At 65.3% G+C, this 21,037-nt stretch carries 18 protein-coding genes; 8 read left to right on the plus strand and 10 right to left on the minus strand.

Features of this window, described 5'->3' with window-relative positions:
• Positions 1 to 108 precede the first annotated feature (108 nt).
• The gene (locus WIMU1_RS10880) at positions 109 to 891 is read left to right on the plus strand and encodes a GntR family transcriptional regulator (protein WP_062797071.1); all 783 of its coding nucleotides are present in this window, start codon (positions 109 to 111) and stop codon (positions 889 to 891) included.
• Between the two features lie 150 nt (positions 892 to 1,041).
• Positions 1,042 to 2,430, plus strand: coding sequence for an MFS transporter (locus WIMU1_RS10885; protein WP_023955583.1), 1,389 nt, complete (start codon positions 1,042 to 1,044; stop codon positions 2,428 to 2,430).
• A gap of 86 nt (positions 2,431 to 2,516) precedes the next feature.
• Here WIMU1_RS10885 and WIMU1_RS10890 read toward each other — a convergent pair whose 3' ends face one another.
• The 6 genes from WIMU1_RS10890 to WIMU1_RS10915 are packed head-to-tail and all read right to left on the minus strand — an operon-like array spanning position 2,517 to position 11,930.
• Positions 2,517 to 3,692 carry a M20 family metallopeptidase gene (locus WIMU1_RS10890; RefSeq protein ID WP_062797073.1) on the minus strand — a complete coding sequence of 392 codons (1,176 nt, stop codon included), beginning with the start codon at positions 3,690 to 3,692 and terminating at the stop codon, positions 2,517 to 2,519.
• Positions 3,689 to 4,918, minus strand: a complete 1,230-nt coding sequence (locus WIMU1_RS10895; RefSeq protein WP_062797075.1) for an aminotransferase-like domain-containing protein — start codon at positions 4,916 to 4,918, stop codon at positions 3,689 to 3,691. The genes WIMU1_RS10890 and WIMU1_RS10895 overlap by 4 nt, the downstream gene beginning before the upstream one ends.
• Before the next feature lie 26 nt (positions 4,919 to 4,944).
• Entirely contained in the window at positions 4,945 to 6,138 is a 1,194-nt protein-coding gene (locus WIMU1_RS10900) for a M24 family metallopeptidase (protein WP_030172377.1), read from the minus strand.
• A gap of 49 nt (positions 6,139 to 6,187) precedes the next feature.
• Positions 6,188 to 7,693, minus strand: coding sequence for an NAD-dependent succinate-semialdehyde dehydrogenase (locus tag WIMU1_RS10905; RefSeq protein ID WP_062797077.1), 1,506 nt, complete (start codon positions 7,691 to 7,693; stop codon positions 6,188 to 6,190).
• The gene (locus tag WIMU1_RS10910) at positions 7,690 to 10,659 is read right to left on the minus strand and encodes an FAD-binding and (Fe-S)-binding domain-containing protein (RefSeq protein ID WP_062797079.1); all 2,970 of its coding nucleotides are present in this window, start codon (positions 10,657 to 10,659) and stop codon (positions 7,690 to 7,692) included. Before WIMU1_RS10910 ends, WIMU1_RS10905 begins: the two co-directional genes overlap by 4 nt.
• Before the next feature lie 8 nt (positions 10,660 to 10,667).
• The gene (locus WIMU1_RS10915) at positions 10,668 to 11,930 is read right to left on the minus strand and encodes an aspartate aminotransferase family protein (RefSeq protein WP_062797081.1); all 1,263 of its coding nucleotides are present in this window, start codon (positions 11,928 to 11,930) and stop codon (positions 10,668 to 10,670) included.
• 87 nt (positions 11,931 to 12,017) lie between these two features.
• On the opposite strand from WIMU1_RS10915, the gene WIMU1_RS10920 reads away from it, so the two are divergent.
• The 5 genes from WIMU1_RS10920 to WIMU1_RS10940 all read left to right on the plus strand — a co-directional run bounded on the left by WIMU1_RS10920 (position 12,018) and on the right by WIMU1_RS10940 (position 15,819).
• Positions 12,018 to 13,010 carry a D-2-hydroxyacid dehydrogenase gene (locus WIMU1_RS10920; protein ID WP_062797083.1) on the plus strand — a complete coding sequence of 331 codons (993 nt, stop codon included), beginning with the start codon at positions 12,018 to 12,020 and terminating at the stop codon, positions 13,008 to 13,010.
• A 73-nt stretch (positions 13,011 to 13,083) separates the two neighbouring features.
• Positions 13,084 to 13,566 (plus strand): hypothetical protein, encoded by a 483-nt coding sequence (locus WIMU1_RS10925; RefSeq protein ID WP_133248683.1) that lies wholly within the window; start codon positions 13,084 to 13,086, stop codon positions 13,564 to 13,566.
• An 88-nt stretch (positions 13,567 to 13,654) separates the two neighbouring features.
• Entirely contained in the window at positions 13,655 to 14,578 is a 924-nt protein-coding gene (locus WIMU1_RS10930; RefSeq protein WP_099383593.1) for a TtfA family protein, read from the plus strand.
• A gap of 2 nt (positions 14,579 to 14,580) precedes the next feature.
• A complete protein-coding gene (gene pyrE / locus WIMU1_RS10935) occupies positions 14,581 to 15,144 on the plus strand; it encodes an orotate phosphoribosyltransferase (protein ID WP_223249282.1) in 564 nt (187 codons plus the stop codon).
• Complete coding sequence (locus tag WIMU1_RS10940) at positions 15,145 to 15,819, plus strand: TrmH family RNA methyltransferase (protein WP_062797085.1); 675 nt, start codon at positions 15,145 to 15,147, stop codon at positions 15,817 to 15,819. It begins immediately after the preceding gene.
• 92 nt (positions 15,820 to 15,911) lie between these two features.
• Here the strand turns inward: WIMU1_RS10940 and WIMU1_RS10945 are convergent, their stop codons facing one another.
• Entirely contained in the window at positions 15,912 to 16,823 is a 912-nt protein-coding gene (locus WIMU1_RS10945) for a hypothetical protein (RefSeq protein WP_062797087.1), read from the minus strand.
• A 190-nt stretch (positions 16,824 to 17,013) separates the two neighbouring features.
• Complete coding sequence (locus tag WIMU1_RS10950) at positions 17,014 to 17,733, minus strand: VTT domain-containing protein (RefSeq protein WP_084248158.1); 720 nt, start codon at positions 17,731 to 17,733, stop codon at positions 17,014 to 17,016.
• A 140-nt stretch (positions 17,734 to 17,873) separates the two neighbouring features.
• Between WIMU1_RS10950 and fbaA the strand changes: the two genes are divergently transcribed.
• Positions 17,874 to 18,911, plus strand: coding sequence for a class II fructose-bisphosphate aldolase (fbaA, locus tag WIMU1_RS10955; RefSeq protein WP_030172409.1), 1,038 nt, complete (start codon positions 17,874 to 17,876; stop codon positions 18,909 to 18,911).
• A 37-nt stretch (positions 18,912 to 18,948) separates the two neighbouring features.
• On the opposite strand, the gene WIMU1_RS26170 is transcribed toward fbaA, so the two are convergent.
• Complete coding sequence (locus WIMU1_RS26170; protein WP_156045640.1) at positions 18,949 to 19,113, minus strand: hypothetical protein; 165 nt, start codon at positions 19,111 to 19,113, stop codon at positions 18,949 to 18,951.
• A gap of 292 nt (positions 19,114 to 19,405) precedes the next feature.
• Positions 19,406 to 20,917 (minus strand): Rv0361 family membrane protein, encoded by a 1,512-nt coding sequence (locus WIMU1_RS10960; protein WP_062797089.1) that lies wholly within the window; start codon positions 20,915 to 20,917, stop codon positions 19,406 to 19,408.
• Between the last annotated feature and the right edge of the window lie 120 nt (positions 20,918 to 21,037).

Here is a 21,037-nt window from a genome sequence, read left to right on the forward strand (position 1 = left end):
TGTTCGTCGCCGCCAAAAACCGGCAGGCAGGTTGTGTGAGCCCGCCATTGCGGTAGATTGTCAACAATCTACGAAGACGGAACGCGAGGGGTTTGGGTGCGGTGACTCATGTCCGATGAGATCAAGAAGTCCGGCGGTGCCCGCGGGCGCGTGGCCAGGCCTCGGGTACTCGAACCCCTGGTCCAGGAGTCGACTCCGGCCATCATCGCCCGTCAACTGCGTGCAGCCATCGCCAAAGGCGACTTTCCTCCCGGTTCGCAACTGACCGAATCGGGCCTGGCGGCCGATCTGGGTGTCAGCCGTGGACCACTGCGTGAGGCCATGCAGCGGTTGACGCAGGAAGGGCTGCTGGTCAGCTACCGGAACCGCGGTCTGTTCGTGATCACGATGGACGACGACGACATCAAGGACATGTACGTCGCCCGGGCCGCGGTCGAGCGCGCCGCACTCGAACAGGTGATCCTGCGCCGCCCAGACGACGCCGTCGACGTCCTCACCGCCGCAGTCGAGGAGATGGAGCGGTACGCGGACGACCCCAACGGTCCGCAGATTGCGGACGCGGACATGGCATTTCACCATGAACTCGTCGAACTCGCAGGTAGCCCCCGGCTCTCGCGACTTCACGAGACCATTCTCGTCGAGACACGGATGTGTCTGGGGGCCATGCGAGGCACCTACGTATCCGCCGAAGAGCGGATCTCCGAACACCGCCGCATCGTTTCGGCAATCGCCCAGCGGGACACAAAATCGGCCGACGAACTGATGGTCGACCACATGCGGGACGGGTTGCGGCGAATCATCGCCGAACCGGGTGCCGTATCTCAGTTCGGTGGCGCAGCGATAACGTCGAGTCCGAACGTGCCCGTCGACCGACCGGTATCGGGAAGATAGATCGGGCTTCGGCAACCTGCCGGGGCCACCACCCTCGAGGAGGCCTCACCGACAAACGCCAAGTCACCTGCTTTCAAAACGCGGAAGTAGCAGGAATCTGTGGGCCTCGAAGACACCAGAGCCCGACGTCTTCAATTTTAGGGGGTATCAATGAGCCCGAACATCGCGAAAACGAATTCAGACGTTGCACCAGGATTTCCGGATCCGGATTCACCGGAAGGCAAGAAGCTCTTACGCAAGGCCATCGGCGCATCCGCCATCGGCAACGCGACCGAGTGGTACGACTACGGCGTCTACGCGGCCACCACGACTTATCTCACGCAAGCCTTCTTTCCCGGCGACCTCGGGACCATCGGCACGATGCTGGGATTTGCGATCTCATTTGTGCTCCGACCGCTCGGCGGCATGATCTGGGGTCCGATCGGAGACCGCATCGGCCGAAAAGCCGTGCTGGCCATGACCATTTTGCTCATCTCGGGCGCCACCGCCCTCATCGGACTGCTGCCCACGCATGCGGTCGCCGGCGTATGGGCGCCGATCCTGTTGATCGCACTCCGGGTGGTCCAGGGATTCTCCACCGGAGGCGAATACGGCGGAGCGGCAACGTTCATGGCCGAATACGCGCCGGACAAGAAGCGCGGCCGCTACGGAAGCTTCCTCGAGTTCGGCACACTCGCCGGATTCGTGATGGGCACCGCCATCGTGCTGCTGCTCGAACTGGCGCTCAGCGACCAACAGATGGAGACCTGGGGCTGGCGCATCCCGTTCCTGCTCGCGTTGCCACTGGGCCTGGTGGGTCTGTACCTGCGAAATCAGATGGAGGACACACCGGTCTTCAAGGAACTCGAGCAGAAGGATGAGATCGAGGGCACCGCGTGGACGCGGTTCAAGGATCTGCTCACCAACTACTGGCAGCCCATCTTGGTGATGTTCGGCCTGGTGATCGCCCTCAACGTGGCCAACTACACGTTGCTGGCGTACCAGCCGACATACCTCAAGACCACCATCGGAATGAGCGAGACCACCGGCACGGTTGTCATCCTCATCGGCGAGCTGGCGATGATGGCGTGTATCCCGTTCTTCGGTGCCTGGTCGGACAAGATCGGCCGCAAACCGATGTGGTGGGGTTCGCTGATCGGTTTGTTCGTGTTCGCGTTGCCGATGTATTGGCTGATGGGGCAGGGCTTCGGTTGGGCCATCGTCGGATTCCTGGTGCTGGGGCTGCTGTACATCCCGCAGCTGTCCACCATCTCGGCAACGTTCCCGGCCATGTTCCCCACACAGGTGCGGTACGCCGGGTTCGCCATCTCCTACAACGTGGCCACGGCGGCGTTCGGAGGCACGGCTCCGCTGATCAACGACGCGGTCACCGAGAACGAGGGTTGGGAGTTGTTCCCGGCCGGCTACATGATGCTCGCCTGCGCGATCGGCATGATCGCGCTGCCCTTCCTGCGCGAGACGGCAGGATTCTCGATTCGGGGCACCGACATCCCAGGTGAGGAAACCGACGCCGAGAAGAAGTTGGTGCACAACAACTGACGCACCACGATCGGGCCCGTGGGACGCCGTCGAGGGCTATTCGCCCTTCGGCGGCGTCCACGGGGACGATCGTGACCACTTGCCGGTCAGAACAGGCGCAGCGCCAGCAATGCGTAAGCCTTTGCAGCTGTGACCAATTCGTGAATCGACACCGATTCATCCGGGCGGTGTGCTTGATCGTTGAGACCACCAGGGCCCAGGACGATGGCGGGGATCCCGAGGTCCCGGCTGATGAAGCCGCCGTCGCACGCCGCGGTCCAGCCGGTGATCTCGGTATGGCCACCGGCGTCACCGACGGCACGAGCGGCCTCGGTGACCAATGGGTGGTCGATGGTGGTCTGAAAACCCGGCATCGACATCGTCACCTCGACGTCCACTGTGATGCCGTCGCTGTCGATGCCCGCTTCGGTGATGGCGCCGCGTAACCAGGAGGCCACTGCGTTGGCGTCTTCCCCGGGCATCAGTCGGCGGTCGAAGCTGACGGTCGCATGCGGTGCGACCACCGAGATGCCCTGCCCGCCTTCGATCAGCCCGGTGTTCCAGGTTCCCGAGCCCAGGAGCGGGTCTGGTGAGCGCGCCAGTCGGCGGGCGTCGGCACGGACGAGGTCGATGATCGCGGCGGCTGCGTCGATGGCGTTGCGGCCATCTGCCGGGCGACCCGAATGCGCGGCCCGTCCGGTCACCCGGACCTCGAGGTAAGAGGCTCCGCGGCAGGCGATCACGGTTTCGAGGTCGGTCGGTTCGGCTACCACACAACCGGCGAATCGATACGATCCATCGCTCCGGGTCACAAAATCGCGGATGCCGATGCCGAGGTCCTCCTCGTCGACGGTGCAGACCAATTGGACAGGCCCGGGTAGTTTCACCCCCGAGCGTGACAAGGCCGCCATCGCGATGATTGCGGCCGCGAGGCCACCCTTCATGTCGGTGGCGCCGCGACCGTAGATCCGCCCCGCGTCGACCGTGGATTCGAATGGATCGCGTGTCCATCCGTCACCGGCAGGTACCACGTCCGAGTGGCCGAGGACCATGAGACCGGGTGCATCGCCGGTGCCGGGGAGTGTCGCAGTGAAGTTCGGTCTGCCCGGGGCCACCTCCCAGCTGTCGACGATGAAACCGAGTTCGTGACAGGCCTTGTGGAGTACCTGGACCGTCTGTTGCTCGGTGCCGCCGGGATTCTCGCCGCCCGCGTCGATGAGCGAGCAGGTCAGTGCCACCAACTCAGGCTCGTCGATCAGCTCGAGAACAGACCGTTCGGTCATGCCGCCAGTGCCAGATCCAGTGCGGTACGCAGCCGCTTCACGCCCTCGTCGATGCGGTCGGGTGTGCTGGATGCAAAGCACAGCCGCAGCGCGTTTCGGTAGTGGCCACCGGGCGACAACGCCGGGCCCGGAATGAACGCAACACCTTCGGCCAGTGCGATCTCGAACAGCTCGCGGGTGTCGATACCGGCATATTTACCTTGCAATGTCACCCAGAGGAAGAAGCCACCCTCGGGATGTGTGGTGGCCACCTCATCGCCCAGATGTGTGTGCAGAGAGGCGATCATCGCGTCCCGACGAATGCGGTACAGGTCGCGCAGCATCACCAGATGGTCCTCCAACCCACCACGCGAGATGTACTCGGCCACGATGTGCTGGTTGGGCACGTTGGTACATGTGTCCATCGCCTGCTTGCCGTTGATCAGCAGCTGCCGCAGAGCGGGGTCGGCGTCCACCCATCCGACGCGCCACCCCGGCGCGAGGATCTTCGAGAACGTGCGAACCGAAAAGAGCAGTGGGTCATCGGGACTCAGAGTCCGGAACGTGGGGATGTCCTCGCCGGAGAACCGCAGCAGCGCGTACGGATCGTCATCGATGATGACCGCGCCCCACTTGTGGGCCAACTCCAGCAACGCGACTCGCCGTTCCAGCGACAAGGTGACGCCACTCGGGTTCTGGAAATTGGGGATGGTGTATATGGCCTTGGGGGTTCGATGAGTTCGCGCGACCAGATCCGGCAGTTGGTCCACCATGAGTCCCTCGTCGTCCACCGGCACCTCGAGTAGCTGAGCCCCGTACGACAGGGCGGTGGCGCTTCCGTTGGTGTACGTGGGCGACTCGACGATCACGAGGTCGCCGGGGTCGACGAACAACTTGCAGGCCAGATCGAGTCCCTGCATACCGCCGGTGGTGATGACCAGCCGGTCCTCGGATGCCGGATCAGGTGTGCCGGCAAGGTATTTGACCAGTAGATCGAGCAGACGCGGCTCGCCCTCGGAAGCGCCGTAGGTGAACGACGTGTGGTCGAGGATGCTGCCGGCTATCTCGCGGAATTCGTCGGCGGGTACCGCCTCGTCGGCGGGTGAACCCATCGCGAAGCGGACGATGTCGTGCTTCTGCGCGGCGAGCAGCGACGTCGACGAGTCGATCATCGACCCGACCAGATCTTTGGCCCGGCCGGCCAGCGGGAAGGTGCGGCTGGAGTGGGACAGATCGGTTGCGGTCATGCGGTCACCTCTCACTTCTCATCAGGTCACTTGCGGATCAGGTCTCGCGGAAAGCTGGTGAACGTCTCGACCCCGGTCGCGCTCACCCGCACCGACTCGGACAACTCGAATCCGTAGCCGTCCATCCACATTCCACAGACGATGTGAAATGTCATGTTCTCCTCGAGGATCGTCTCGTCCTCGGTCCGGATGCTGATGGTGCGCTCACCCCAGTCCGGTGGGTAGCCGATACCGATCGAATAGCCGAGCCGTGAGGGCTTTTCGAGTCCGTACTTGGCCAAAGTCCAGTTCCACGTGGAGGCGAGCTCCCGCGTCGGCACGCCCGGTGCGATGGCGTCGAGAACGTTGTTGAGGCCCTCTGCGGTGGCTCCGGCAACGTAGTCGACATCCTTGTTCACCGGTCCGAGTGACACGGTGCGGGCGAGAGGGCAGTGGTACCGGTTGTGGGCGCCCGTCAGCTCGACCACCACTGCCTCACCACCGACGAAAGTGCCCTGATGCCAGGTGAGGTGAGGGGTGTCGGCTGCTTCGCCCGTGGGCATCATCGGCACGATGGCCGGGTAGTCGCCGCCGAATTGATCGGTACCGGTGATCTGCGCCTGCGAGATCGCCGCTGCCGCATCACACTGTCGCACTCCGATGTCGATGGTGTCGATGGCCGCGCGCATCGCCTCCGAGCACACCATGCCCGCCTGCCGCATCAGCTGCACCTCGGCATCCGATTTGACCGACCGCACCCAGTTCACGAGCTCGAAGCAGTCCACCAGCTTCCACTCCGGGATCGCGTTGAACAGCGCCCGATACGCCTTGGGGGAGAAGAAGTGCGAGTCCATCTCCAAGCCGACGGAGCCACCTCGCGACGCCGGCGCGATCAGATGCCGTTGTCGCAAGGCGAATGCCACCCAATCGAACGGATGCACGTGGGGCCTGTGGATGTAGCTCTCGGGGTAGCCGACGATCTGCTCGTCGGGCAGCCAGGTGGTGCGATGTGCACCGCGAGCGTCCATGTCGCGCGCGAAGAACACCATGTCGCCGTCCATCGGTACGAACAACATCTGTGGGGTGTAGAAGGACCACGCGTTGTACCCGATGAGGTAGAAGATGTTTGCCGGGTCCGTGACGATGATCGCCGACAGCCCCTGCCGGTCCATCAACTTGCGGACAGCCGCCAGCCGCTGCTCGTATTCGGCGTCGGTGAACAGCTGCGATCCGAGATACATACTGTGTCCTCACACCTTTCGGTGAACGTTCGGGGTTGTGCCGGTCTGATCAGGTCCTCGGTATGGCGAGATACTTGATCTCGAGGAACTCCTCGATCCCGACCCGGCCGCCTTCGCGGCCCAATCCGGATTGTTTCACCCCACCGAAGGGTGCTGCAGGGTTGGAGACCAAACCTGTGTTGAGACCCACCATTCCGACTTCGAGGGCCGACGACATCCGCAGTCCACGATCGATGTCTTGGGTGAACAGATAGCCGACCAAACCCCACGGTGTGTTGTTGGCCATCTCGATCACCTCTTCTTCGGTGTCGTAGGGGATGACCGGTGCCACCGGCCCGAAGATCTCGGTACCCATCAGCTCGGACTGCGGGTCGACACCCGAGAGCACCGTCGGCTGGTAGAAGTAGCCGGCATCAGCGCCCTCCCCACCGCCCACCACCACGGTGGCCCCTCGTTCGACGGCGTCCGAGACCAAGGTGCGGACCTTGTCGACGGCCTTGCGCTCGACGAGCGGCCCCACCTGGGTGCCCTCGTCCACGCCGTTGCCGACGTTCAACGCGCCCATCCGTTCGGCCAGCTTCCTGGCGAACTCGTCGGCCACGCTGCGATGCACGAACATTCGGTTGGCCGCCGTGCAGGCCTCACCCATGTTGCGCATCTTGGCGACCATCGCGCCGCCGACGGCCTTGTCGAGATCGGCGTCAGGGCAGACGATGAACGGTGCGTTGCCGCCCAGTTCCATCGACGTGCGCATCACGGTCCGAGATGCCTGCTCCAGCAGCAACTTTCCGACCTGGGTGGATCCGGTGAAGCTGACCTTGCGGGCCAGCCCACTGTCCATCCAGGTCTCCACCACGGAACCGGGGTCGTCGGTGGTGACCACGTTCAGCACACCGGCAGGCAAGCCGGCGAGCGTGAGGATCTCGGTGAGGGCAAGCGTTGTGAGCGGGGTGAGTTCGGCAGGCTTGAACACCATGGTGCAGCCGGCTGCGATCGCAGGCCCGATCTTGCGGGTGCCCATCGCCAGTGGGAAGTTCCACGGGGTGATGAGGATGCACGGTCCCACCGGCTCCTTCGTCACCAGGATGCGGTTTGCACCGTCGCCGGTGGTGGTGTGACCACCGTCGATTCGGACCGCCTCTTCGGAGAACCATCGGAAGAACTCTGCGCCATAGGCCACTTCACCTCGCGCCTCGGCCAGAGGCTTGCCCATCTCGGTGGTCATGATCAGCGCCAGATCCTCCTGTCGTTCGAGGATCAACTCGTATGCCCGGCGGAGGATGTCGCTGCGTGTGCGTGGCGGTGTTGCCGCCCAGCTCTTCTGGGTGGCCGCGGCCGACTCGATGGCCGCAGCGGCATCGGCCTGTGCACCCTTGGCGACGTGGGCGATGACCTCACCGGTGGCGGGGTTCTCGACCGCGAAGGTGGCGCCGTCCGCTGCTGGGCCCCACTCGCCGTCGATGTACAGGCCGGTGGGCAGAGAAGCGATCAGCTCGGCTGCCCGGGCACGTCGTTCGGCGTTCTGGGCGGCGGGTGTGACGGTGGATGTCGTCATGGTCGAACCTCCTCGGTGGTCTCGGATGAATTGGCCGGGTCGAGTAATTCGGCCAGGTGGACCGACTCGACGGCCGGCACGGTGTCGTCGGTGGCAGAGAGGTGCGAAACGGCCATCGCACAACTGAATCCGTCGGTGAGGACCGGTGTGGATTGGTCCCGGGCACGCAGCGCTGGGGCGAGCGCCTGTTCGGCTACACCCATGCTGACGTCGTAGTGACCTTTCTCGAAGCCGAAATTGCCTGCCACACCGCAGCATCCGTCGGCCTGCTCGACCTCGGTCGCCCCGAGTCTGCGCAGGACCGATTGCTGCACGGTTGGCCCGAACGCCGAGTACTCGTGGCAGTGGGTCTGCACGACGACGTCCGCGGGCAACGGCACGGGCGGTTTCCACCCGTCGTCGAGTAGATGGCCCACCTCGTCGGCAAAACTCCGAACCCGTGAAGCCACCCGGCGGGCGACCTCGCTGTGCACCAACTCCGGGAGGTCCTTGCGCAGTGCGGCGGCGCAGCTCGGTTCGGGCACCACGATCGGCCGGTCAGTGCCGTCGTCGAGAGCAGCGGCGGTACGGGTCAGCACCTTTCGCGCGTGATCGAGTTGCCCGGTGGAGATCCAGGTGAGCGCGCAACATTGGTCGGCCGAACAGCTCACGGTCTGGCCTCCCGATTCCAGGACTCGGGCCGCGGCACCGGCGACGTGTGGCCGGAACGCCTTGGTGAACGAGTCGACGAACAGCACGACGTCGGATGTCGGGTCGGTGCGTAGACCGGCCATCGCGGTGTGCACCTGTTTGCGGGTGGCGAAGGCGGGCATGGTGCGTCGCGGATCAAGCCCGCCGGCCCGGGATGCGGGACCGGCGAGGCGGCCCGCCAGCATCCTGTTGATGACGGGGGCCAAAGCCTTGGCGGCGCTGAGCCAGGCAGGCATCCAGCCGAGCGAATAGTGCGACAGCGGGCGCAGGCGCCGCCGGTAGTAGTTGGAGAAGAACTCGGACTTGTACGTGGCCATGTCGACGCCCACCGGGCAATCGGTCGAACACGCCTTGCATGACAGGCACAGGTCGAGGGCTTCGCGAGAATCCTCGTCGCGCCAGCCAGTTTCGATGTCGGGTGCGGTGCGGACCATCTCCTGCAGCACCCGTGCCCGGCCGCGGGTGGAGTCCTTCTCGTCGCGGGTGGCGCGGTAACTGGGGCACATGACACCACCGGAATCGGACCGGCAGCGCCCGACGCCGATACACCCCTGGACCGCATGCACAAAGGGGTCTAGGCCTGGTTGTCCATCGTCACGGGTCCTGGGCGTGCCGAGATCAAAACTGGTGCGCCATACGCGGCTGGGCACGTCGGCGAGCACAAGATTGGCATCGATGGGGTCCGGATCGACGATGCTGCCGGGGTTGAGGATGCCTGCCGGATCCCAGATCCGCTTGAAGGCGCCGAAGGCCTCGATCATCTGAGGCGAGTACATCAGGGGCAACAGCTCCGAGCGGGCCCGGCCATCGCCGTGTTCACCCGACAGCGAACCGCCGTGACGCACAACGAGTTCGGCGGCGTCATGACAGAACTTCCTCATCACCGCTCGGCCCTGCGCACTGCGGAGGTCGAAGGTGATCCGGACATGCATGCACCCGGCGCCGAAGTGTCCGTACATGACACCGGTCAGTCCGTGGTGGTCGAGCAGTGCGGTGAACCCTTCCAGATAGTCGGCGAGCCTTTCGGGGGCAACGGCCGAATCCTCCCAGCCGGGCCAGGATTCGTAGCTGCCGCCGTCCTCGGGGTTCACCTGCTGCGGTGCCACCAGCCGTGACGACAATCCGGCGCCGTCCTCCCGGATACGCCACAGCGAGACCCGTTGCTGGCGGTCGGGCACGGTCCGGCCGTCCACCAGTCGCCCGTTCGTATAGAGCTTGTCGAGAAGGTCCTGCGCCGCCTGCGGCACGTTCGAGCTGCTCTCCTCGTCGAGATCCACGTACAGCCAGGCATTTCCCTGTGGCAGGCCGACCACGGAGTCGTCGCCTCGACGCGCTTGCATCGTCTCGACGATGCGCTCGTCGATACCTTCGATGGCCGACGGCTTGAACTCGAGCAGGGTCGGTACGTCGCGGGCGGCGTCCACCACGTTGCGGTAGCCGAGACAGAGCAGCAGCGCGCTGGTGGGCGCGGGCACGAGACGAACGGTGGCCGAGACCACGATCGCACAGGTGCCTTCGGTGCCGACCAGGGCGCGGGCCACGTCAAAACCGTTTTCGGGCAGCAACTTACCGAGGTGGTAGCCGGACACCTGGCGTGGGATCCGGTCCATCTCGGTTCGCAGTACGGCCATGTTCGCCGCCGTCAGCTCGCGCATCGCCGCACTCAGTTGGGCTGCCCGGGCCACCGCTTCGGTGTCGGAGGGGTCGGTTGCGCTCAACCCGTCGCGGAATGCGGTGAGGCGCAGTCCATCGGCCGTGACCAGGTTCAATGCCTCGACGTGGTCGGTGGTGCGCCCGTGGCGCACCGAGTGGTTGCCGCAGGCGTCGTTGCCGATGGCCCCGCCGAGGGTGGCCCGGGACTGGCTCGAGGGGTCCGGTGCAAAGGTCAGTTCACCGTCGGTCTGGGCCGCGACTTGTTGCTGCAGGGTGGTGAGCACCATGCCGGCCTGCGCCACCGCGGTCCTGCCGTGCGGATCGACGGAGATGAGCCTGTTCATGTGCCGCGAGAAGTCCAGCACCACGCCGGTCCCGATCGCGTTGCCGCCCATGCCCGTTCCGCCACCGCGGGCGGTGAGCGTGAGGTGATGCCGGTGGCAGTAGGCGGCCACCGCAGCCACCTCGCGATCGTCCCGAGGGAAGACCACCGTGAGGGGCTTGAGTCGGTAGTTCGAGGCGTCGTAGGAGTATTCGGTGAGACGGCGAGACGAGGCGTCGGCGCTCAGCCCGAGCGCTTGTAGATCAGTGGCAACACGGGAGCCGGACAGTTCGGGGTCCATCACCCCCGCTATCCCAGTGCCGCGGTCAAAGCGGCCTCGAATCTGTTCAGACCCGTGGCCATTTCGTCTTCTGAGATCACCAGGGCGGGGATGAGGCGAACAACGTTGCCCATCGGTCCACACGTCAGCGTCAGCAGCTTCTCGGGTATGCACGCCTGCTGCACGGCGGCTGCCGAGACACTGTCGGGCGTGCCCGCATCGTCAACGAATTCGATGCCGGCCATCAGGCCGATCCCGCGGACATTGCCGATCTGCGGGAACTTCGGAGCCAGTTCGGCCAGTCCGCGGAGCATCTGGTCGCCCCGGATACGCGCGTTGTCGACGAGGTTCTCCTCGGCGATCACCTCGAGCGTCGCGACGCCTGCGGCGGCGGCGACCGCATTGCCGCCATAGGTGCCACCCTGCGAACCCGGCCATGCCTTCGCCATCAGGTCGCGGGGTGCGGCGATGGCAGAGATCGGGAACCCGGAGGCGATGCCCTTGGCTGTGATGAGGATGTCGGGAATCAGGCCGTCGGTGTGCTGGTGTCCCCAGAATCTGCCGGTGCGCCCGACGCCTGCCTGGACCTCGTCGAGGATGAGGACGATGCCGTATCGATCGGCGCGTTCGCGGAGTCCCTCGAGAAATGCCGGTGGCGTGGGCAGGTATCCGCCGTCACCCAGTACCGGTTCGATGAGAAAGGCAGCGGTGTCATTGGGAGCGACGCGTGAGGCGAACAGGTAGTCGAGTTCCCGGAGAGCGAAGTCGACTGCTGTCTGCTCGTCCCAGCCGTACCGGTAGGCGTACGGGAAGGGCGCCATGTGCACGCCGCCCATCAAGGGGGAGAAGCCTGCGGAGAAACGGGTTCCGGCGGTGGTCAGAGTGGCGGCAGCGACGGTGCGGCCGTGGAAACCGCCTTGGAAGACAACGATGTTCGGTCGTGATGTGGCCATCCGCGCCAGTCGGACGGCGGCCTCCACGGCCTCGGATCCGGAGTTGGCATAGAACACCGAGTCGAGCCCGGTGGGCAGATGATCACCGAGTTTGTCGGTCAACTCGAGCAGCGGCTTGTGCATCACGGTGGTGTACTGCGCGTGAATGATCTTGCCGCATTGTTCCTGGGCCGCGGCAACCACTTTCGGGTGGCAGTGCCCGGTGCTGGTGACGCCGATGCCGGTGGTGAAGTCCAGGTAGTCGAGGCCGTCCGTGCCGTGGATCCACGACCCCTTCGCGTGATCGACGACAACCGGCGTGGCTTGTTTGAGGGCAGGACTGAGGGTGGCGCGGCTCATGGGTACACGGTGACGGCAGATTGATGGATTGTCAACAATTGGACAGTCGCCGACGGACACTCCGCCGGGCTGCCCTAATCTGGGCCCATGGCAACGCCGAACACACCACCGGTGGTCGCACTCCTGGGTCGTGAAGGACTTGCCCCGCCCAGCAACCTGGAGCAGATCCGCGACATCGCGACGGTGCGTGAATGCACCACCGCAGATCTGGGTGCGGCGCTCGACGGTGCGGACGTTCTGCTGTTGTGGGACTTCTTCTCCGCGGCCTTACGGGACAACTGGTCGGCCGCAGATGACCTCCGGTGGGTACATGTCTGTGCAGCAGGCGTCGACGCAATGCTGTTCGATGACGTGCGCCGGTCGGACGTCACCGTCACCAACGCCCACGGGGTCTTCGACGGGCCCATCGCCGAGTTTGTCCTCGGCTCGATCCTCGCCGAGGACAAGCAGTTGCATCTGTCGAAAACCCTCCAGCGGGAAAAGCGGTGGATCCGCCGCGACACCACCCGGACCGCCGGACGTTCGGTACTCGTCATCGGGACCGGCGGGATCGGACGCGCCACCGCCCGCCTTCTACGGGCAGCCGGCCTGCAAGTGAGCGGTGCGGGTCGCACCGAACGTGCGCACGACCCCGACTTCGGTGTGGTGGGGGCCACCGCAGACCTGACTTCCTACGTCGGCGATTTCGACGTGGTGGTCGCGATCGCACCGCTCACCGCCCAGACCGCCCGCATGATCGACGCCGCGGTACTGGCCTCGATGAAACCGACCGCGCACCTGGTCAACGTGGGCAGGGGGGAGTTGGTCGACGAGACGGCGCTCATCGACGCGTTGCGGACGGGATCGATCGGAGCCGCCTCGCTCGACGTGTTCGAGACCGAGCCGCTGCCCGCCGAGAACCCGCTGTGGGAGATGGAGAACGTGCACATCTCGGCGCACATGAGCGGGGATGTGGTCGGGTGGGGCGATGAACTGGCCGGTCAGTTCCTGCAGAACCTGCAGCACTACATCGCCGGCGAACCGCTGATGAACGTGGTCGACAAGCAGGCCGGCTACGTCAGGGCACGCGAAAACTCCTGACAGAGGTAACAAGTCAGGCCCCGCTGTCGCTATTCACAGACGGATCTCAGACTCGGCTTCTATGTTCGGACACGTGACTGATTCCACGCCGCGTTCGACAAGGGTCGTGACGCTGTTGTGCATCGCCGGCCTGGCGGTTGCGGGCGTGGCCCTGGGTTATTGCATCCATCTCGGAGCCGAGCGCAGCGATCAGGGCCAGGCGTCGACACAGATCAAGTACGTCACCCCGAGCGAACCGCCGAGTCAGGCCGGAGTGCTCTCGGGCGAGACCACAACCGAAGAGATCCCCGAGGCCCTCAGCACCGAACGGTCGAAGGTGGTGCTCTGCACCATCGACAAGATCAGCTCCGACTCCCTCGACGTCCACACCGCCGACGGGCGCAAACAGCACTTCATCCTCAGTCCGGACACCCACGTGCAGTCCACCGAGGGCAGCTCGCTCAGCGTCCTCGACGTCGGTGACCTGGTTGTCGTCCGGGTGGTGAAGGTCGACGGCACGATGATCGCCGACCTCATCGTGGACGGCCGGGTCTCCGGTTCGATCCCCGAGAACTGACGCCCTCGCGGGGCCCGCTGGGCGAGTGCGGGTCTCGGCAACCTCGCCTGCGTATCGAATCGGACGCCCCACGGTAAGCTGACCGGTGATGACTGCCGTCTACTTCCTGATCGCCGCCCTCGCGCTGGCCGGCGCCCTGGCTCTGCTGTGGCTCGACCGCAAGCGGACGACCGGGGTGCGCCGTGAACGAGCAGTGTGGGGCGATCAGCACGGGTTCAAATACCGCGACTCCGATCCGGCCCTGAAATCGGAGTTCGGGCGGGCGGCGATGGATGTGCCCGACCACATCGAGGTCCAGGATCTGGCTTACGGCAGCTACTACGGCGAAGAGACCGTCGTCTTCGACCTTGCCGAGACCGCCACCATCGTGGCCATCCGCCGGACCACCGAATCGAACGTGACGATCGATCTGCGGCACGAGAAGACTCTCGCGCCGGCCGAGGACGATGTCGAACTGCTCGGCGCGATGGGTAAGAGGGTGATGTTCTCCAGTCACCTCGATGTCGCCCGCCGAGTGTGCGATCGCCGCATGGTCGCCCTGGCCACCAACGCTCCCGACTACATCCAGATCCTCTGGAACGAGGGGGCGTGGTCGCTCGGGTCGATGCCGATCACCAACGACCCCGAACGCCTCGACGTCGCTCTGGAGACCGTTCGCCGCTTCACCGACCTGTTGCGGGTGCTGCCGCCCGTCGTCGATCCGCAGAGCACGCCGGACCCGCGGGACCCGTCGAGTCCCACCGGGCGCGCGCGTCGCGGCCTGGCCGACCCCCGTACCGAGAACATCCGCCGCGAGGATCTGCCACGACCGCAGCGCAATCCGGGGCCGCGGACCGAATCGGGGGCCCACGCCCGCGAGGCCGGCCCGATCCGTCGCAATGAGGGATCAGGCCCGATGACCCGAAGTGCCGGGCCTGTCACCCGCGGACCTGTTCCGCCCGTACGCACGTCAGGACCGATACCGCGCCAGCCCGGTCCGCCGGGGAGCCCCCGACCCGGAGGACCACAGTGACCGTGACCGATCGTGATGGCGCCGACGCGACGCCGGTGGCGCGTGAGCGGTTGGCCGAACTCGTCAAGGAAATCGCCGTGGTCCACGGCAAGGTCACGTTGTCGTCGGGCGCCGAGGCCGACTACTACGTCGACCTCCGGCGAGCGACCTTGCACCACGAGGCTTCTGCGCTGATCGGGATGCTGTTGCGGGAATTGACCGCCGACTGGGACTTCGAAGCGGCCGGCGGACTCACCCTCGGCGCCGACCCGGTCGCCACCGCGATCATGCACGCGCCCGGACGGCCGATCAACTCGTTTGTGGTGCGCAAAGCCGCGAAAGCCCATGGGATGCAACGGCAGATCGAAGGGCCCGACATCGTGGGCAAGCGCGTCCTCGTGGTCGAGGACACCACCACCACCGGCAATTCACCGCTCACCGCGGTGCGTGCCCTCCGTGACGCCGGCGCCACAGTTGTCGGGGTGGCGACAGTGGTGGACCGCGCCACCGGAGCCGACGCGATCATCGCGGCCGAAGGTGTGGAATACCGGTCGCTGCTCGGGTTGAGCGACATCGGCCTGGCCTGAGTGAGCCAGGACGAGTCCACCGCCGAGCCTGGGCCCACCGAGTGGGGCGAGCCGGTGGTCGGCAAGGGCCCCTGGTCCGAGGAATACGGCACCGAGCCGCCGACCGATCCACGGTACGACCCGACGCTTCTCGCTGAGGGTGACCGGCGCAATGTTGTTGATGCGTACCGGTATTGGACGCGCGAGGCCATCATCGCCGACCTCGATACGCGCCGCCACCCCTTCCACGTGGCCATCGAGAACTTCGGGCACGACGGCAACATCGGCACCGTGGTGCGGACTGCCAACGCATTCACAGCGGCCGCGGTCCACATCGTCGGACGCAAACGCTGGAACCGGCGCGGCGCCATGGTTACCGACCGCTATCAGCATGTGCTGCATCATGATTCGGTCAGTGCCCTGATGGAATGGGCTCGCTCGCGGTCGCTTGCCGTGGTGGCCGTGGACAACACCCCGGGGTCGGTGCCACTCGAGACCGCGGACCTCCCACGAGAATGTGTGCTGCTGTTCGGTCAAGAGGGACCCGGGGTGAGCGCCGACGCCCAGGCCCACGCCCACCTCACCGTCTCCATCGCCCAATTCGGTTCCACTCGTTCGATCAACGCCGGTGTCGCTGCCGGTATCGCCATGCATGCCTGGATCAGGCAACATGCGGACCTGGATCAGGCCTGGTAGTCGACCTCTTCCAATCTGCAGGCTTTGTGTTCGTTTGCCGGTGTTGCAGTGCCTGCGTTTTGCCGAAAACCCTGCGTGCGGACGCGGCCTGATCAGATGACGCCGCCAACGCGAAGCGCTTGACGCAAGATGTTGCGAAACGCCTTGCGGTCTCTGACGATCTTGTAGTCCCACCGGACCACTTTGAACCCGTGACGTTCGAGCCGGTTGTGTCGCTCACGCTCGGCGTGCCAGGACTCGTCGGCGACGCGGCCGTCAGATGTGTACTTGGATCGGCCGTCGAACTCGCCGATGACCTTGCCCTTCCAATCGAAGTCTGATCGTGCGAGAAATGTCCCGCACGGCAGTCGGAACTCATGTTGCAGACGAGGCAATGGAATGTCCCCCATCTCGATCATGCCCGCTCGGCTCTCGGATTCACCGGCGCTCTCGGACTTGCCGTCGGCATATCGGAGTGCGGCCCGCAGTGTTGAGATTCCGGGTGTGCCACCGAGTCGGTCGGCGATCTCGACGAGAAGCTCGAACGAGACGCCCTTGCGCAGCGCGCTGTCCAGGACGACGAGAGCTGAGCTGAAGTCGCCCGCACATGCAACATCCGCTGCCGTACGAGCGAGTGAGGTGACGCGGATCGGGCCGATCACCACCACGTCGTCATCCGTCAACACGCCGTGATGTTTGTAGACACCTGTGGTGATCTCTGCGCCACGCTCAACGATGTAGTGAACGTGCTGGTACGCCCGTCCCGCCATGCTCAACCCATGCAGCAACGCTGCGGATTGATGGCTCAGGACGCGAGGTCCCCTTGTGCGTCGGCAGGTGCCGACAATGCGCCGGAGATACTGCTGCTCAGGCGTGAGAGTCGGGTCGGGTGGCATGAGAACGCCGCGAACGACTCTTTGCAGTTCGCCGCCGACGACGGCGCGCCGGATGTACGCGTCGTCGCCCATGGTCGACTCGACCAGTTGGGAGCGGTAGACGAGTTCGAGGTCTTCAAAGGGATCCACGTAGCCGAGCTTGGCGGCGCGAGGGCAGTACTACCGCGGGCAGACGCCGGATGGGAATCAAACTGTGGATTGCATCCGCAGTGTGCACAAATCGGTACAGGTCTTTCGTCCTGATGCCGGTGTTGCAGTGCCGGTACGAAGACGGAAAGCCGGCACGGTTCGAGCCTGCGGTTCGAGCGGCGGGGCGGGGTCAGCTCGGGGTATCGGAAGGTGCGCTGGTGGGATCTGCCACAGCATCGTCTGAGTTCTGGGAATCGCGGCCGCGCCAGCGCTTGTACAGCTCGGTGATGATCGGGAGGACCGAGACGAACACGATGATCAGGAAGATGATGTCGATGTTCTTCTGGATGAACTCGATCTGGCCGAGGAAGTAGCCGAGCAGGGTGACGCCCGCACCCCAGGCGATGGCTCCGACGATGTTGTAGGCGAGGAACGTCGAGTACTTCATCCTGGCTGCACCGGCGACGAGCGGCGCATAGGTACGGACGATGGGCACAAACCGCGCCAAGAAGATGGTGATGGGGCCGTGCTTCTCGAAGAACTCGTGCGCCTCATCGATGTACTTCTTCTTCAAGACCCGCGCATCGGGCTTGAACAGCGAGTATCCGAACCGGTTGCCGAGGAGATAGCCGACCTGATCGCCGAGGAAGGCGGCAATCGGGATGGTGAGCAGCAACACCCAGAGCGGCGCGAACGGCTCGATCTCGCTCGACTTGGCGGCCACGATCAATCCGGCCGTGAACAACAGGGAGTCGCCGGGCAGCAGCGGGAACAGCAGACCCGACTCGATGAACACGATGAGCAGCAGCCCACCGAGCATCCAGGTCCCGAAGGAATTGAGGAGATTGATCGGGTCCAAGAACCCAGGCATCAACGCCACGTCGGTCGTTTGGGCAAGGACAGTCTCCATCACGGGACCCAAGGGTACCGGTTGTTGCCGGCCGGTCCCGCCAGGCGGCGCTGTGCCGTACGGCGGGAGGGTGCTCACCGGCGCAGACGGTCCTTGCAATACTGGTCAGCGAAGATCACCGAACCTCGGCTGGAGGCCACATGCCCATCGCAACGCCCGAACAATACGCACAGATGCTCAACGCGGCGAAAGAGGGCGGTTTCGCCTTCCCCGCGATCAACTGCACCTCGTCGGAGACCATCAACGCAGCCCTCAAAGGATTCGCGGAGGCGGGCAGCGACGGCATCATCCAGTTCTCCACCGGTGGCGCCGAGTTCGGTTCGGGTCTCGGTGTGAAGGACATGGTCACCGGTGCGGTGGCGCTGGCCGAGTTCGCGCACGTGGTGGCCGCCAAGTACGGCATCACGGTGGCCCTGCACACCGACCACTGCCCCAAGGACAAGCTGGACACCTACGTGCGTCCGCTGCTCGCCATCTCCCAGGAGCGTGTGGACGCAGGCCAGAACCCGCTGTTCCAGTCGCACATGTGGGACGGCAGCGCCGTACCGCTGGACGAGAACCTGGAGATCGCCAAGGATCTGCTGGCCAAGGCCGCGTCCGCGAAGATCATCCTCGAGGTCGAGATCGGTGTTGTCGGCGGCGAGGAAGACGGCGTGGAGAACGAGATCAACGACAAGCTCTTCACCACCGCCGAAGACTTCGAGGCCACCATCGAGGCGCTCGGTGCGGGCGACTCCGGAAGTCGCTACCTGCTGGCCGCGACCTTCGGAAACGTGCACGGCGTCTACAAGCCGGGCAACGTCAAGCTGCGCCCCGAGGTGCTCAAGACCGGCCAGGACGTGGCCGTCAAGAAGTTGGGTCTGGCCGACGGATCCAAGCCGTTCGACTTCGTGTTCCACGGCGGCTCGGGCTCGCTCAAGAGCGAGATCGAGGAAGCCCTGAGCTACGGCGTGATCAAGATGAACGTCGACACCGACACCCAGTACGCCTTCACCCGTCCGATCGTCGGCCACATGTTCTCGAACTACGACGGCGTCCTCAAGGTCGACGGCGACGTGGGCAACAAGAAGTTCTACGACCCGCGCAGCTACATGAAGAAGGCAGAGACGTCGATGAGCGAGCGTGTGGTGGAGGCCTGCACCGACCTCAAGTCGGTCGGCAAGTCCATCAGCGCCTGACAGCCGAGACGAAGACCGGGTAACCGGTCCTGGTGGGTCAGAGCGCGATACCCACCAGGATCGCCAGTCCGAGCAATATCAACGCAGCGGCCGCGCACAAGACCGAGGTATCCACCCGGCGGTGCGGTCGCTGCGTTGTTGTCATTCGGGCCGGGGCCACGATCACCGGCCTCGGAGCGGCTTGTTGTTGCTCCACCGGCATCTGAGGACGGTCCCGGAAAGGAACGTCTGCCGGCGCGTGGACGCCAGATGGCGCCGGCGGCTGCCATGGACGGCCAGGCGGTTGCGGTGGTCGGGCCGCGGTGTCGCTCGGTCGAGGCGGTGCCTCGAACCCGCTACGTCGAACGGGACCCGGGGGTCGCTGCGAACGCAATGGGATGGTCGCCGCGTCGATTACACGGTGATGGGGAGGTGGTGATGGTCGGTCCTGCGGTGAGGGCACCGACCAAGCCTAACGCCCGAACGACCGCGAAGGCGCGGTTGTCACAGTCCGATCAGGCCTTGCAGACCTTCCACTCCCCGTCGATCTTGCTCAGTGTGAGTGCCACGTCGAGCTTCTCGTCAGGGGTGAGCGTCTTGTAGGCGATCACCTCTACAACAGCTCCGTTGCCGTCGTTGACGATCTTCGACGCCTTGACACCGTCGACGCCGACCAGTTCGTTGTTCTCCTCCTGGATTCGGTGATCCTCGGCGAACTCCTGGTCGGACATGCTCGTAAAGCGTTGCTGCGCTTCGCCGCACGTGATCTGTCGGAGAGTGATGATGTCGCCGTCGCGTAGCGCGGTGGTGTACTCGAGCGCCCGCGCGGCCGCGATGTCGGCGGGGACCTCGCTGGTTTCGTCTCCGGAGGCGGCAACGGCGATGACCGCCGCGACCACAGCTGCGATCAGTACCAGTGCGGCGAGAGCGAACCACAGACCTTTACGTGACTTCTTGGGTCCACCGCCGGTTCGATTCTGCTGGGCGCCCCCTGCAGGCGGGATGTACTGCGGCGCAGCCGGTTCCGCTTTCCAGTCGGGCACCTGCGTGGACGGCGATCCTGTATTCGACGGCGATCCCGGGTTCGACAGTGACCTGGTGTTCGAATTGGTCGACGACGCCGTCGTCGGCGCCGCCTTCGTGGTGCTGATCCGCTCCGTCGGTTGGTCGGTGACGTCGGCGGGGCCCGCAGCGGCAGCCAGCACCTCCGTCTCGTTCTCATCGGCGGGTGATCCGACGGGCTCGTCTCTCGGCGTCGAGTCGGATTGTGACGCCGAGGGTTTCGACGTGGAAACCGCCGGGACAGCGGCAAATTGGGCGGTCACGGCCTCGCTGGGCGCCGGGGCGGGGTCGCCGCCGGGCTGTTCCCCAGCAGTGTCTTGACGCGGTGTCTTCTCGTCCGCCACTGACTTCTCGTCTGTGACGGTCTGCTCGTCTGCCGGCACGGCCTCCGCTTCGGCTTCGGCGCGATCAGGCACCGACTTTGCAGGCGCCTCTTCGGGAGCATCCTGCGTCGCCTCCGGTTCAACGGAAGTTTCGGCCGCCTGACTGTCGGCTGTCTGATCGGCGACCGGCTCATCGGCAACCGGCTCATCGGTGTGCGGATCGGCCACCGGTGCGCTGTTGTCCTTCGCATCGGCAGGCTGCTCGTCGTCACCGGACGAATCGGTGGGCTCGTCCGACGCGGTGGCCTCATCCTCTGCGGAGGGCGGGACTTCAACGTCGTCCTCGGCCTCTGCCGTTTCGACGGCCGGGTCGGAGCTATCGGCTCCCTCGGCAGCCGGAGCTTCGTTGACCACGGCGTCGACCACCGGATCCTGGCTCGCTGTCTCGGCGGTGTCCGGGGTGGCAGGGGAGTCTTCGTCTGCGGCGTCGGTTCGGTTGTCCACCGCGGTATCAGCGTCCGGCTCGACAGGGGATTCGACAGGGGATGTCGGGCGGTCGGCGGGAGCGACGCCGGTGTCCGATGCCGACTCCGGGGTCCCGCTCGCCGTGTCGGTCACCGGACTGTCGGCCGAATCGTTCACGGCCCCCTGTGGCGATTCGCCATCGGACTTTCCCTGCGGCAACAGACCCCCCTGTTTTTCCTGCCCCGCAGGAGATGTTGTGGATGTACCGGGGCGTCGTGCTGCTTCGGCCCCGCTACC

This window comes from Williamsia muralis NBRC 105860, assembly GCF_001598915.1.
GTDB classification, from domain to species: domain Bacteria; phylum Actinomycetota; class Actinomycetes; order Mycobacteriales; family Mycobacteriaceae; genus Williamsia; species Williamsia muralis.

Excerpts from the sequence above, each read along its gene's own strand:
- WIMU1_RS10880 (WP_062797071.1), top strand. The coding sequence starts at position 109 with ATGTCCGATGAGATCAAGAAGTCCGGCGGTGCCCGCGGGCGCGTGGCC.
- WIMU1_RS10885 (WP_023955583.1), top strand. The coding sequence starts at position 1,042 with ATGAGCCCGAACATCGCGAAAACGAATTCAGACGTTGCACCAGGATTT.
- WIMU1_RS10890 (WP_062797073.1), bottom strand. The coding sequence starts at position 3,692 with ATGACCGAACGGTCTGTTCTCGAGCTGATCGACGAGCCTGAGTTGGTG.
- WIMU1_RS10895 (WP_062797075.1), bottom strand. The coding sequence starts at position 4,918 with ATGACCGCAACCGATCTGTCCCACTCCAGCCGCACCTTCCCGCTGGCC.
- WIMU1_RS10900 (WP_030172377.1), bottom strand. The coding sequence starts at position 6,138 with ATGTATCTCGGATCGCAGCTGTTCACCGACGCCGAATACGAGCAGCGG.
- WIMU1_RS10905 (WP_062797077.1), bottom strand. The coding sequence starts at position 7,693 with ATGACGACATCCACCGTCACACCCGCCGCCCAGAACGCCGAACGACGT.
- WIMU1_RS10910 (WP_062797079.1), bottom strand. The coding sequence starts at position 10,659 with ATGGACCCCGAACTGTCCGGCTCCCGTGTTGCCACTGATCTACAAGCG.
- WIMU1_RS10915 (WP_062797081.1), bottom strand. The coding sequence starts at position 11,930 with ATGAGCCGCGCCACCCTCAGTCCTGCCCTCAAACAAGCCACGCCGGTT.
- WIMU1_RS10920 (WP_062797083.1), top strand. The coding sequence starts at position 12,018 with ATGGCAACGCCGAACACACCACCGGTGGTCGCACTCCTGGGTCGTGAA.
- WIMU1_RS10930 (WP_099383593.1), top strand. The coding sequence starts at position 13,655 with ATGACTGCCGTCTACTTCCTGATCGCCGCCCTCGCGCTGGCCGGCGCC.
- WIMU1_RS10950 (WP_084248158.1), bottom strand. The coding sequence starts at position 17,733 with ATGGAGACTGTCCTTGCCCAAACGACCGACGTGGCGTTGATGCCTGGG.
- fbaA (WP_030172409.1), top strand. The coding sequence starts at position 17,874 with ATGCCCATCGCAACGCCCGAACAATACGCACAGATGCTCAACGCGGCG.
- WIMU1_RS26170 (WP_156045640.1), bottom strand. The coding sequence starts at position 19,113 with ATGCCGGTGGAGCAACAACAAGCCGCTCCGAGGCCGGTGATCGTGGCC.